The organism is Janthinobacterium svalbardense (assembly GCF_002327145.1).
Lineage (GTDB): Bacteria > Pseudomonadota > Gammaproteobacteria > Burkholderiales > Burkholderiaceae_D > Janthinobacterium > Janthinobacterium tructae.
This window is the reverse complement of record NZ_CP023422.1, coordinates 2380168-2393023: the sequence shown is the minus strand read 5'-3', so window position 1 is coordinate 2393023 and position 12856 is coordinate 2380168. Positions and strand designations below refer to the sequence as shown.

At 60.6% G+C, this 12856-nt stretch carries 10 protein-coding genes; all 10 read right to left on the bottom strand.

The window, feature by feature from the left end; translation table 11 throughout:
• Positions 1 to 15: 15 nt before the first annotated feature.
• The 10 genes from CNX70_RS10770 to xsc all read right to left on the bottom strand — a co-directional run bounded on the left by CNX70_RS10770 (position 16) and on the right by xsc (position 12826).
• On the bottom strand, positions 16 to 1683 hold the full coding sequence (locus CNX70_RS10770; protein ID WP_244199110.1) for a ShlB/FhaC/HecB family hemolysin secretion/activation protein: 1668 nt from the start codon (positions 1681 to 1683) through the stop codon (positions 16 to 18).
• Positions 1684 to 2354: 671 nt separating this feature from the next.
• Positions 2355 to 2963: a SorB family sulfite dehydrogenase c-type cytochrome subunit gene (gene sorB, locus CNX70_RS10765; protein ID WP_096234683.1), complete on the bottom strand. Its 609-nt coding sequence runs from the start codon at positions 2961 to 2963 to the stop codon at positions 2355 to 2357.
• 10 nt (positions 2964 to 2973) lie between these two features.
• On the bottom strand, positions 2974 to 4194 hold the full coding sequence (gene sorA / locus CNX70_RS10760; RefSeq protein WP_096234682.1) for a SorA family sulfite dehydrogenase catalytic subunit: 1221 nt from the start codon (positions 4192 to 4194) through the stop codon (positions 2974 to 2976).
• The gene (locus CNX70_RS10755; protein WP_096234681.1) at positions 4187 to 5620 is read right to left on the bottom strand and encodes an amino acid permease; all 1434 of its coding nucleotides are present in this window, start codon (positions 5618 to 5620) and stop codon (positions 4187 to 4189) included. Before CNX70_RS10755 ends, sorA begins: the two co-directional genes overlap by 8 nt.
• 277 nt (positions 5621 to 5897) lie before the next feature.
• A complete protein-coding gene (locus tag CNX70_RS10750) occupies positions 5898 to 6692 on the bottom strand; it encodes an ABC transporter permease subunit (protein ID WP_243136601.1) in 795 nt (264 codons plus the stop codon).
• Positions 6693 to 6771: 79 nt separating this feature from the next.
• Positions 6772 to 7587, bottom strand: a complete 816-nt coding sequence (locus CNX70_RS10745) for a taurine ABC transporter ATP-binding protein (protein WP_096234679.1) — start codon at positions 7585 to 7587, stop codon at positions 6772 to 6774.
• A gap of 80 nt (positions 7588 to 7667) precedes the next feature.
• Complete coding sequence (gene tauA / locus CNX70_RS10740; RefSeq protein ID WP_208624523.1) at positions 7668 to 8741, bottom strand: taurine ABC transporter substrate-binding protein; 1074 nt, start codon at positions 8739 to 8741, stop codon at positions 7668 to 7670.
• 115 nt (positions 8742 to 8856) lie between these two features.
• Positions 8857 to 10296 carry an NAD(P)/FAD-dependent oxidoreductase gene (locus tag CNX70_RS10735; protein WP_096238390.1) on the bottom strand — a complete coding sequence of 480 codons (1440 nt, stop codon included), beginning with the start codon at positions 10294 to 10296 and terminating at the stop codon, positions 8857 to 8859.
• Positions 10297 to 10321: 25 nt separating this feature from the next.
• On the bottom strand, positions 10322 to 10750 hold the full coding sequence (locus CNX70_RS10730) for a nuclear transport factor 2 family protein (RefSeq protein ID WP_096234677.1): 429 nt from the start codon (positions 10748 to 10750) through the stop codon (positions 10322 to 10324).
• A gap of 246 nt (positions 10751 to 10996) precedes the next feature.
• On the bottom strand, positions 10997 to 12826 hold the full coding sequence (xsc, locus tag CNX70_RS10725) for a sulfoacetaldehyde acetyltransferase (protein ID WP_208624521.1): 1830 nt from the start codon (positions 12824 to 12826) through the stop codon (positions 10997 to 10999).
• Between the last annotated feature and the right edge of the window lie 30 nt (positions 12827 to 12856).

Below are 12856 nucleotides of genomic sequence, written 5' to 3'. Positions count from 1 at the left end.
TTTAGCTTGTATTAATTAGAAGTACTTGACGGCTTGCAGCCAGAAGCGGCCTGCAGCATCCGGTGCCGAGGTCGCCTTGGCATTGCCCAGCTTGTGTGCGTAATACGCTTTCAGGACGAGCGCATTGGCGCCCGTCCACGTCACGCCCACGCCGGCGCCGCTCAAGGTGCGGCGGTTCTCGCCGGCGCTCCAGGCGTCGCGATTGAGCTTGACGCTGCCCGTGTCGGCAAAGGCCAGCACCTGCAGCTGGCCGGGCAAGGCCGCAAAGGCAGTAAACGCCGTGAGGTTCTGGCGCAGTTCCAGGTTCAGCACGTAACCCTGGTCGCCATACGCCTCGCCGCCCGGATAGGCGCGCACGCCACCCACGCCGCCGATGCCCATCTTTTCCGAGACATCGAGATTTTTCGACGCCGCCTGGCCGCTGAGGGTGCCGAACAAGCTCGTCTCGCCGCCCAGGCTTTGCACGCGCGCCGCGTTGAAAGCGAGCTTGTTGAAATGGCCGTTGCTCTTCACCGTCAACTGATCGATCCGGCGTGCCAGCGGCGTTTCGATGTCGATCTTGCCGGTGGTGTAGGTCAGCGAATAATTGCTAATGCCACCGCCACCCCAGCCATCCTTGGCGTCGCCGTTCAGGTTCAGCATCCACACCCTGGCCGTCTTGTCGTTGACCGTGTCCGTCGATTCCGTGCGGTCCTGGAACGTCTTGTCGTCATAGCTGACTTGCGCATACAGGTTGCTGCTGCGCGAGCGGATCAGCGGATAACTGCCATATGCGCTGGCGATCTTCGCCGTGCCCTTGGCGTCCAATACGGCAAATTCCTTGCCCAGCTTGTAATCCATATACGTGTAGGCGCCGCCCAGACGCAGCAAGCCGGCCTGGCCCTGATACGCCAGGCGGCCATAGTTCAAGCCGTCGGCCGAGGTGAACGCGCGCACGCTGGCCACGTCGCCGATGCCGGCCAGTTCATTGATGTTCAAGGTGGCGCCGATGCGGTTGCGACCCGTGTAGCGGTTGCCCTGGTTATCGACGTCGATGCTGCCGTTGAAGCGCGATCCCGGCTGCACCTCGACGATGAGGTCGGACGCGCCCAGGGAAGCCCCCGGCGCCAGGGTCGAGCTGACCTGCACGCCCGGCAAGTCCGACAGCAGCAGCAAGCGCCGCTCCAGCGGCGGCGTGGAAATCACTTGCCCGTCCAGACCTGCCAATATCGTGCCGGCCAAGCCGTCGGACAAATTGCTCTGGTTGCGCAGCTGCACCTGGCCATACTGGCCCGGCAGCACAGTGATTTGCACCACGCCATCCTGGATGTCTTGCGCGGGCAGATACGCCTGCGCCAGGAAATAGCCACGCTGCTGGTAATAGCTGGCAATTTTTGACGCCATGGCGCGCAGCTCGCCCAGGGTCAGCTCGCTGCCCGGCACGAAACCCGTGGCGGCGACCAGTTCGCTCTCGGCAAAGACGGGCGGCGACGTCACCTGCAGGCGCTGTACGGTGATGCGGGTGGTATCGCCCAGCGTGGCGGCCGGCACATTGCCCTGCTGCACGCGGATGGCCGGTGGCGCCTTCGGCAACTGGGGCGCGACGGGAATCTGCTGCAGCTGGCTGCCGGCGCTGGGGGGATCGACGGCCCAGGCGGACTGGATCAGAACCAGCAGGGTCAACGGAAGTAATTTGGTGTTCAAGGTCATCCTTTCTGGCGGCGCGCCCGCGCCAGACACGCCGCTTCCGGCTGCACCAACGGGGGAATACAAAAGCTTGAACGGGAATATTTTTTTGATATCAATGTTAAATTTGATGGCAACTGAAAAATAAAGTTCCGCTTAGCAACATTGATCCATTCTAGCCCCTTGCCAGACGAGAAAATACCTATCTGATGACTTCGTTCACCACATTGGTGCGACCTCAATGGCGACAGCCCTAAAATCAGGAAACTTCCATGAAAATGCGCGTTTCAACTGAAAAATTCGTTGTCCAACCGCAACAATATTGCAATACAACCACTATCAACATGCTATTCCTCGCACGCATCACATCTGGAAATCGGGCAAGGCATTGGCATTACCGCAATACAAAACAATGTTATTTTTTCCAGACGAGGATACGACTTCCACGACACACTTTCTTTTGGCGTCTTGGTATGTGACATACTTGCAAAAATAAATTTTCAATATATGAATATTTATATAAATCAATTATTTCTGACGATGCGGTACGGGGATGGGCGGCTGCTTAAATTTCCGCGAGGAACACCGGCGTGGCATGCATGCAACACCTCAGTCAGGGGTTGAGATGGCGCATGCCTGTGGAGAAAAAGAAGAGAGGAAGTGCACTATTGCGCTGGTCTGGCCAGGCGCTACCTGGACAGCACGTATTTCGCCAGGGTCGCCGCATCGGCTACGCTGAGCTGGCTGAATGGCGGCATGGGCACGGGTCCCCATTTGCCGGCGCCGCCGCTGCGGATGTTCGCCGCCACGGCAGCGACGCCATCCTTGCCCTTGTATCTGGCGGCCACCTCGGTAAAACCCGGGCCGACCACTTTCTGGTCAAGGGCGTGGCATGCCATGCAGCCATTCGCCGCCAGCAAGGTTTTGACATCCTTGCCGCTGGCGGCCGGGACAGCGGCTGGCCTGGCCACGGCTGCGGCAGGTGCGGCGGCGCCCCGCTCCGCGCCATAGGTTTTCACCAGGTAGTCGACCATGGCGGGCATGTCCGCATCGTCAAACTGGGCGCCGAACGGCTTTTTCATCTTCTTGACGGTGGCTTCCCAGTAGGCGCGCGGCGAGGCAGGCGGCTGGCTCGATGCATACTGGGCCGCGTGGCAGGTCATGCAGTTGCGCTGTACCAGCTGGTAGCCAGGCAATTCGCTGGCTTTGTAAGTCGCCGTTTCCGGTGGCAAATGGATTTCCAGCGCGCAGGCGCTGCCCGCTGCCGACAGTGCCAGCGCGGCAAACAAGATCTTCATATGGTTCTCCTTACACTGCGTCGATGCGCGTGGTTTCCACCACGTTGCGCATATAACCCATGGGATTCCACAGGGCTTTCATCGGTTGGCTCTGGCCGATGCGGTTGACGGCGCGCACCATCAGCACATGCTTGCCCTTGCGCGGCGCCTTCAGGATCATGCTCCACTCCCGGAAAGAGAAGCGCCCCAGGTCCTTGCCCAGCTTTGCTTCCTGCCAGCTGTGGCCACCATCGGCTGAAATCGCCACTTCGCTGATGCCCTGGCCGCCATCAAAAGCGATGCCGCGCAAGGCCAGGTCGCGCCCGGCCTTCACTTGTGCGCCATCTTGCACGCTGGTAATAAAGGAGCGCACGTTGAGGCGGCTGATGGGGGTCGTCTTGCCCACCGGTGTACCCGGCTCGATGAAGCCGGAACCATTGTCGGGGATGCGGTAGCCCGTGCTCATCCAGAAGCCGTCGAAGGGTTTGTCCAGCACGCTGATATCGCTCAGGTGCTTGACCCAGTAAGTGCCGTAATAGCCGGGCACGATCAGGCGCAGCGGGTAGCCGTTGAGGAAGGGAATGTCTTCGCCATTCATGGCCCAGGCCAGCAGCACGTCGCCTGCCATGATGTGCTCGACGGACAAGGCTTTCTGAAAGTCGGGACCGTCGCCCACGGGCGGCGTTTCCAGGCCATTGAAGGCCACTTGCACGGCGCTGGCGCTGATGCCAGCCTTTTCCAGCACGGTTTTCAGGGGGATGCCGGTCCAGCGGGCATTGCCCATGGCGCCATTGCCCAGCTGGCCGCCATTCGCGCGCGGGGCGAAGAAGCCGCGGCTATTGCCCGAGCATTGCGTCACGGCCACCACATCGACGGGTTCAGCCAGTTTTTTCAGCTCGGCCAGCGACAGTTCCAAGGGTTCTTTGATAAGGCCCTTGATGCGCAGCCGGTAGCTGTCGCCATCGATGCTGGTGGGCAAGCCGCTCCAGTGATAGCGCACGAAAAACGCATCGTTGGGAGTAATCGCGCCTTCATTGAAGACGCTGAACGGCGTTTCCAGCTGGGGCGGACGGCTGGTCAGCAAGATCAGCGGGCGCTTTTGCGGAAAGGCCACCAGTTCGCGCTCGCCGTTTTCAAACGGCAAAGTGACGGACTCCGCCAAGGCCGGCCCCGCCACAGCGGCGGCGCCCAGGGCGGCCGTGGTGCGCAGGAAGCGGCGCCGGCTTGCAGGCAACAAGGTCGTGTCAGACATGTTTGAGCTCCACTTTGGTGTCGGCTGCTTCGCCGCCGTTGCGGTCATCGTTGACCAGCTTCTTGATGTAATACATGACGCTCATGATGACCACGCTCAACAGGCCGAACCAGAACGACACGCGCTGCTCCGTATCGGACGACACGCTCATGGCGCCCAGGATCACCAGCATGGCGATGATGGTGAAATACGTCAGGTAGGGGAACAGCCACATGCGCACTTTGATGCGTTCGGGACATTCACGTTCCAGACGGCGACGCAGGCGCAATTGAGATATCGCAATCAGCAAGTAGACAAACAGGATCAGGATGCCGTAGGAATTGACGATGAAGGGGAAGACCAGGTCAGCCGATACATACGATACGGCAATGGCGAAGTAGGCGAACAGGGTGCTGAACAGGATGGCGCGAATGGGCACGCCGTTCTTGCTCAGCTTGACCAGACCGGTCGGCGCGTCGCCGCGGCGCGTCAGCGCGAAAATCATGCGCGAGGAGGCGTACAAGCTCGAATTCAAGGCCGACAGCACGGCCGTCAGAATGATGGCGTTCATGATGTGGGCCGCGTATGGGATGTTCATCACTTTCAGGGCGCTGACAAAGGGCGTGGCGATGGCCGGCGAATCCCAGGGCACGATGCAGACGACGACAAACATGGACCCCACATAAAACATCAGCACGCGCGTGATGACAGAATTGGTGGCGCGGGCAATGGCCTTGGCCGGGTCCGACGTCTCGGCGGCGGCGATGGTGACGATTTCAGCGCCCGAATAAAAGGCTGTGGCGGCGACGGCGCCGCTCAATACAGGCCCCCAGCCGTGCGGCATGAAGCCGCCATTGCTGGTCAAAAAGCCCAGGCTTGGGATACTGTTGGGCAAGCTGCCCGTGATGAACAAGGCGCCGACAAACAGGAAGACGACGATGGCGACCACCTTGATCGAGGCGAACCAGAATTCGAACTCACCGAACGCTTTCACCGAGAACAGGTTGAGCACCGTCATGGAGACGAGCAAGACCAGGCTGATCGCCCACGATGGCACCTCGGGCAGCCAGAAGTTGACCAGCTTGGCGCCGGCGATGGCCTCCAGGGCGACGACGACGACCCAGAAATACCAGTACATCCAGCCGCTCATGAAGCCGAGGAATTTCGATACTTTCGGCTTGTCGTCGAAGGCCAGGCGCGCATATTCGTAAAAGGAGCCGACCACGGGCAGGGACGAGGCCAGCTCGCCCAGCATGCGCATGATCAGGACGACCAGGCCGCCCGTGAGCAGGAAGGAAAGGATGGCGGCCGGGCCAGCGGCCTTGGCGATGACGCCGCTGCCGACAAAGAGGCCGGCGCCGATCACGCCGCCGATGGCGATCATGCTCATGTGGCGTTGCTTCAGCGAGTGCTGCAAGCCGGTATTATTGTGGTTGTCGCTAATCATTTTTGTCTCCTAGTAATATCTGAAGCTCGGTGCGCCCTCGCCTGCTGCGGCCTGTTCCTGCCGCGCGGCATTGTTTTATTTTGGCAACACCGTCAAGCAGCATCGATACATCATCAAATCAGTCTGGTTGGCTGCATGCCATAAGTCAATCTGGAAATGCAGCGGCCCGGCGCGGCAGCCGTAGGGCAAGCGCGCTGGAGAATACGTACGGGTATGGCGGTTGAAAAGAGGGAGCGGCGGCAACACTTGTGGCGTGCGCGCCACTCCCGGGAACGTCTTACACCTTGCCCTTCCATGGCACGAGGGTACGTTCGAGGTAGCGCATCATCAAATCAAACAGGAAAGCAAAGAAACCGATCACGATAATGCCCATGATCACCACGTCGCTGGCGAGGAACTCGGAGGCGCTCAGCACCATGTAGCCGAGGCCGCGCGTGGCCGCCACCATCTCGCCCGCCACCAGCGTGGTCCAGCCCACGCCGATGCCGATGCGCATGCCGGTGAGAATTTCCGGGATGGCAGCACGCAGAATCACGTGCACGATGACCTGGAAGCGCGTGGCACCCATCGAATAGGCCGCGTGGATTTGCTCCAGCGACACCGAGCTGACGCCGGCGCGGGCGGCGATCGCCATCGGCGCGAAGATGGCCAGGAAGATCAGGTAGACCTTCGAGAATTCGCCGATGCCGAACCAGATGATGACCAGTGGCAAGTAAGCGAGCGGCGGCAGCGGACGGTAGAACTCGATCAAGGGATCGAAGATGCCGCGTGCCACGCGATTGACGCCCATCATCACGCCGATGGGAATGGCCAGCACGCAAGCCAGGCCGAAGGCGCCGAAGACGCGCACCAGGCTGGCGACCGTGTGTTCCCACAAAGTGGCGCCGCCAAAGCCGGTGGTGGCCGCCATGATGAATTTCTCGTACACGGCTTGCGGCGAAGGTAAAAACAAGGGTTTCACCATGCCGCTGGCCGTCACGCCAAACCACAGCAACAGCACGACGATGACGGTGACGCTGGCGATGCGGCTGGAATTGCCCTGCCCCGGCGCGCCGAACGCTTCGCCGGGCATGGCGCAGCGGGGAGCGAACAGGCGCGCAAAAAAGCCGGCGCGCTTGGCGGTGGCAGGAGGAAATCCCACGACGGATGGGCTATGCATGGGACACCTCCAGCTCTTTGTTGACCGCGCGCTCGTCGCCATAAATGATGTTGAGCACCGTTTCGCGCATCTTGATGAAGTCCGGGCTCGATTTCACGGCGCGCGCATCGCGGCATTCGAGGAAGCGCTTGTTGAAATCGAGTTCATACGTGTGCGTGATGCGGCCCGGACGGGGCGACATGACGATCAGCCGGTTCGCCAGGAACAGCGCCTCGTCGACGCTGTGGGTAATGAAGAAGAACATGGTGCTGGACTTGGCCCAGATATCGAGCAGCAATTCCTGGATGGTTTCGCGCGTCAGCGCGTCGAGCGCCGCCATCGGTTCATCCATCAGCAGCATGGCGGGATTGCTGGTCAGGGCGCGGGCGATGCCCACCCTTTGCTGCATGCCGCCCGACAATTGATAAATCATATTGTCGTGAAAGTCCTTCAAGCCCACCAGCGCCAGGTTTTTCGCCGCCTGTTCGCGCCGCACGGCTTTCGCCACGCCTTGCAGCTTCAAGCCGAATTCCACGTTTTCCATCACGTTCAGCCACGGCAGCAAGGCATGTTTCTGGAATACGACACCACGGTCGGCGCCCGGCCCTTCCACCTTATTCTCACCAAGCATGATTTCGCCCTTGGACGGGGCAATAAAGCCCGCCATCAGGCTCAGCAAAGTTGTCTTGCCGCAACCGGAAGCACCGAGCGCGACGACGAAGTCGCCGCTATTGATGGTGAGATTGATATTATTTAAGGCATGTACGCGTTCACCGGCCGTCTTGCCCGGATAAATCACGCTGACATCCTTGACGTACAGATTTTCCATGATGTCCCCGCATAGGTAGTACTTCAGTTCAACGCATTCTGTTCATTCAGCGCGCCCGCAGACGCGCCATCGCACAACGTTTACTTCAGCAGGCCGGCGGCCTGTGCATATTTGGGTGTCACATACTTGGCGTAATCGCTTGCCAGGGTGTCAATCTTGCCTTCCGTCTTCAAAAACTGTGCCGTGGCCAGCAAGGCTTGCGCCACGCCGCCCTTCGCGCCGCCACCAAGCCAGGCCGGCGAGGCCTGCTCCTGCAACGATGGGTAGGCGTACAGGGCCACGGAAGCGGCCACGTCCTTGGCAGCCGCGCCCGAATGCTTGACGTTGGCTTTGACTTGCGGCGAATCGATGGTCCACGCCTTCGGATTGGCGCGGTAGTCGGCATCAAAAGCGGCCATCACCTTGACGAATTTGGCCATGAAATCCGCATTCGCTTCACCCCAGGCGCGCTCGACGGCCATGCCGTCAAACGTGGCCTTGCCCTTCTTGCTCAGTTCGCCGGAGGTCACCAGCACCTTGCCGTTTTGCTTGAGTTTGCTCAAGGCCGGGTCCCACACGAAGGCGGCATCGATGTCGCCCCGTTCCCAGGCGGCGGCAATCTGGTTCGGCTGCATGTTGAGCAATTTCACTTCCGTGGGCTTGATGCCCCAGGTTTCCAGCGCGAACATGGTGTGGAAGTGTGTGGTGGAAACAAACGGCACGGCGATCTTCTTGCCGCGCAAGTCGGTGGGCTTGCTGATGCCGGCGCCGTTGCGCGCCACCATCGCTTCGGCTTCGTTGATGTCGTCGATGATCCAGAACAGCTGCAGATCGACGCCGCGGCTGACGGCCGCCGTCAGGGGGCTGGAACCGATGACGCCGATCTGCACGTCGCCCGACGCCATGCCGGTGGCCACCTTGGCGCCCGAATCGAACTTGCGCCAGTTGATTTTATAGCCGGTGGTTTTTTCCACTTCGCCGCTGGCGATGGCCACCAGGAAGGGGCCGTTGATTTCCTGGTAGGCAATCGTCACTTCCTTGGCTTGCGCAAAGACCGTACCGCTGGACGCAAGGGCCACGCCCAGCACCAGGGTGCCGAGGACGGCGCGGCGCATCGTTGAAAAAACCGTTTTGCTCGGGGTTTTGCTCGGGGTTTTGCTCGTATTTGTGTTCATGTCTCACTCCAAGTTTATTGTTATGTGTGAACGGGCGGGCATTCTCATCCCTTGCGGGAGGCGCCGCTGGTTGCTCTTTGTCAACCATCCGGCGGCTTAGTACGGCTACTGCTATTTAAAACACTTCATCCTTCAAGTGATACCAGCGATACAGAAAGCGCTGGCCCAGGCGGCGGAACGGGGCGAAGGCTTGCGACTCGACCAGTTCCATCATGTTCGGGTACGGCAGTTTCGAATTGAAGATCGGCAAGCCCGTGTCGCTGGCCTTGCCCGCGATGCGCTCGGCCATGCGCCGGCCCGCCTGCGCCGAGTACATGACGCCGTTGCCGCCGTAACCGAGCGAATAGAAGATCGATTGCTTCGGGTCCGGTTGCACGATGCGCGGCATCATGTCGTGGCTGACGTCGACCCAGCCCCACCACGAGTAATCGATGGGAATACCGGTCAGCGCGGGGAACTTGCGGTGCAGATCGTTGATCAAAAACTGTTTGTATTTGTCGTCCGGCGCGTCGGCGCCTGTGATGGCGCTGCGGCTGCCGATCTGCACGCGGTTGTCCGGCATCAAGCGGTAGTAGTGGCGCAAAATACGCGTATCCGTGATCACCTGGTGGGTGCGGAAATTGCACGCCTCGATTTCCGCAGGGGTCAACGGACGCGTGACGAGCGAATTCGACAAAATCGGCAACAAGCGGTTTTTTACTTGCGGATGCAGATGGGGCGAGGTGTAGCCGCCCGTGGCCACGGCCACGGCACGGGCGCGCACCACGCCGCCCGGCGTTTGCAGATAATGCACGCCGTTGCGCGTTTCCCAGCCCATCACGGGGCTGGACGGATGCACCTTGGCGCCCAGCGCGCGCGCCTTGCGCAGGTAGCCGAACGCCAGCTTGCCCGCGTGGATGCCGATGCCTTCCGGCTCGTGCAGCGCGCCGGCTGCTTCCTTGTCGTCAACGAATTCACGCTTGACGGTGTCGGCGTCGAGGATGCGGGCGTCGTACTTGAAGACCTCGCGCATGAGCTTTGCTTCTTTTTCCAGCGCAGGCATGGCTTTCGCCTTGTGCGCGATGTACAGGTGGCCGCCCGGCTGCGGCTCGCAATCGATGTCGGCCGTGATCTTCTTGAACGTTTGCATCGCGTCGCACACTTCCGTGTGCAGTTTCAGGGCCGTGTCCAGCCCATAGCGGGCTATCCACTGCGAACGCTTCAGGCGGCCCGTCGTGCATTGTGCCTGGCCGCCGTTGCGCGTGCTGCAACCCCAGCTGACACGGTTCGCTTCCAGCACGGTGGCCTTGATACCGTGTTCCTGGGCCAGGAAGATGGCGCAGGAGAGGCCGGTAAAACCCGAGCCGATGATGGCCACGTCGACGTCGATGTCATGCGTGATGGGGCCGTCGTCGGCGGGTGGCTCGCCGGCCGTGCCTATCCAGTAGGTGGGTGCGTAGGCATTGCCGTGGCCGGGACGCTGGGCCACCAGCGGATCGAAGGCGGGATCGTAAGGCGTGCGGGCGGCGGTGCCGTTACCCAGTACGTCAGATGGAGTGTCGACAGGTTTGTTCATGATCATTCCCGGTGAACGTGCTGGCTCAGGCTTTGTTGCCGGTAGCGACCGGTGGGCGATCCTTGCGGAAGGCGTTCTTCACGGCGATCTTGCCATCGCGGAAAGTGAAGATGTCGACCATGCGCGCCTCGATGCGCGTGCCGTCCGCCTTGGTGCCGGCAAACGTCGACTCCGTCACGCCGCGCTCGCCGCTGACGAAGTGTTCAGGATTGAGCCAGGCCGCGTCGGGGAAGGTTTGCCAGGCCAGCTCAAAACCGGCGCGCACGGCGTCGCGGCCAATGAAACTCTTGCCCAGCAAGTCAGGGCCGGCCACGGCGTGGAATTCGCAATCGTCGGCCATGGCGGCCATCAGGGCGTCGATATCGTGGCGGTTCCAGGCATCGCCGAACGCTTGCAGGAAATCCGTAGTAACAGCGGTAGTGACGGCGTCGGTATGCGGTACAGGGTGGTTCATGGTGGTCTCCGTAAATCGTTTTTGATACGCTACGTTCCGTTTTTTGTCTTTTATTGAATTTAAGCCTTAAGCATGGCCTTGTCAAATCAAATAATCCAAAAAACGGGACGGTTTGTATTCTTTATTGAAATTGCGCTATTGAAGTGACAATGTGTGAGAATTTCGTCACAACCCATCCAAACCCGGATGCAAGTACCGGGGTCGAACCCTCAGGGTTCGACCCCGGCATTTGCGACCTTGGGCTACTTAAACATAGTCCTTGTATTTATCCAGATGCCGCACCGGCTTGCTCAGCGCATCGCGGCGGAACGGGTCGCCCAGCTCGCGCGTGCACATGATTTCGATGATGGTGGTCTTGCCTTCATTCATCTGCATGTCGATGGCTTTCTTCAAGGCCGGCCCCACGTCTTCCAGCTTGTCGACCGTGATGCCTTCGGCGCCCATGGCGCGCGCAATTTCCGCGAAGCTCTGGTTGTCCAGCTCACCGGCGACGAAGCGGCGGTTGTAGAAATCCACCTGGTTTTTCTTTTCCGCGCCCCACTGGCGGTTATGGAACACCACGGCCGTGACGGGAATGTTGTGGCGCACGCAAGTCATGGTTTCCATCAAGCTCATGCCCCAGGCACCGTCGCCCGCATACGACACGGCCGGACGGTGCGGTGCGGCAACCTTGGCGCCGATGATGGTCGGAAACGCGTAGCCGCAGTTGCCAAAGCTCATCGCCGCAAAGAAGCTGCGCGGCTTTTCAAAGCGCAGATAACTGTTTGCCACCGAGTTGATGTTGCCGATGTCGGTCGACACCATCACGTCTTCCGGCATGGCTTTTTCCAGCTCGCGCAAGACCTGGCGCGGGTGCAAATAATTGCCCGGCTCTTTCTTTTGCTCTTCGATCATGTCCAGGCTGTACGCATCTTTTTCGTGCGTCCAGTTGTCCAGTTCGTTTTCCCACGCGGCTTTTTCCGCTTGCACGGTGGCATAGCGCTCCTCGCGCGTCGCGTCGCAGTCGAGCGTCTTGCCATCCAGGCGGGAAAGAATCGCCTTGGCGGCCGCCTTGGCATCGCCGCAGATGCCCACCGAAATCTTTTTCACCAGACCCAGCATCTTGTTGTCGGCGTCGATCTGGATGATCTTGGCGTTTTTCGGCCAGTAATCCATGCCGTGCTGCGGCAAGGTGCCGAACGGTCCCAAACGCGAACCGAGGGCGACGACGACGTCGGCCTGCGCGATCAGTTTCATCGCCGCCTTGGAACCCTGGTAACCGAGCGGACCGCACCACAGAGGATGACTGGCGGGGAACGAATCGTTGTGCAAATAGCTGTTGACGACGGGGGCGCCGAGGCGCTCGGCCAGCGCCTTGCATTCCTCGATCGCGTCGCCCATGACCACGCCGCCGCCCGAGATGATGACGGGGAACTTGGCCTTGGCCAGCAGTTCCGCCGCCTCATTGAGGCTGTGTTCGCCGCCGGCGCCACGGTCCAGGCGGTTCGGTTTGGGAATCTCGGCCTTGATTTCGCCATAGAAATAGTCGCGCGGGATGTTCAGTTGCGTCGGTCCCATTTCCGACATGGCGCGGTCAAAGCAGCGGCCCGTGTATTCCGCCATGCGGGCCGGGTGGGTGACGTGGCCTTGATACTTCGTGAATTCCTCGAACATGGGCAACTGGTTCGCTTCCTGGAAGCCGCCCAGGCCCATGCTCATCGTGCCCGTCTCCGGCGTGATGATGACGACCGGGGTGTGCGCCCAGTAGGCGGCGGCGATGGCGGTGACGCAATTGCTGATGCCGGGGCCGTTCTGGCCGATGACCACGCCATGGCGGCCCGAGACGCGGGCATAGCCGTCGGCCATGTGGCCGGCGCCCTGCTCGTGCACGACAGGAATCAAACGGATGCCGGCCGGGGCAAAGATGTCCATCGGGTCCATGAAGGCCGAGCCCATGATGCCGAACATGTCGGTCACGCCATTGGCGGCCAGGGTTTCCACGAACGCTTCGGACGGCGTCATCTTTTGCGGGCCGGTGGGGATATCAATATGTACTTTCAGTGCGGCGGCTGCTTTTTGGTCTGTCAGGTCGTTCATGGGTGTCTCCTGGTCTGTCATTGAATGATG

Coding starts and splice junctions, on each gene's coding strand:
- sorB (WP_096234683.1), bottom strand. CDS start 2,963: ATGAAGATCTTGTTTGCCGCGCTGGCACTGTCGGCAGCGGGCAGCGCC.
- sorA (WP_096234682.1), bottom strand. CDS start 4,194: ATGTCTGACACGACCTTGTTGCCTGCAAGCCGGCGCCGCTTCCTGCGC.
- CNX70_RS10755 (WP_096234681.1), bottom strand. CDS start 5,620: ATGATTAGCGACAACCACAATAATACCGGCTTGCAGCACTCGCTGAAG.
- CNX70_RS10750 (WP_243136601.1), bottom strand. CDS start 6,692: ATGCCCGGCGAAGCGTTCGGCGCGCCGGGGCAGGGCAATTCCAGCCGC.
- CNX70_RS10745 (WP_096234679.1), bottom strand. CDS start 7,587: ATGGAAAATCTGTACGTCAAGGATGTCAGCGTGATTTATCCGGGCAAG.
- tauA (WP_208624523.1), bottom strand. CDS start 8,741: ATGAACACAAATACGAGCAAAACCCCGAGCAAAACCCCGAGCAAAACG.
- CNX70_RS10735 (WP_096238390.1), bottom strand. CDS start 10,296: ATGAACAAACCTGTCGACACTCCATCTGACGTACTGGGTAACGGCACC.
- CNX70_RS10730 (WP_096234677.1), bottom strand. CDS start 10,750: ATGAACCACCCTGTACCGCATACCGACGCCGTCACTACCGCTGTTACT.
- xsc (WP_208624521.1), bottom strand. CDS start 12,826: ATGAACGACCTGACAGACCAAAAAGCAGCCGCCGCACTGAAAGTACAT.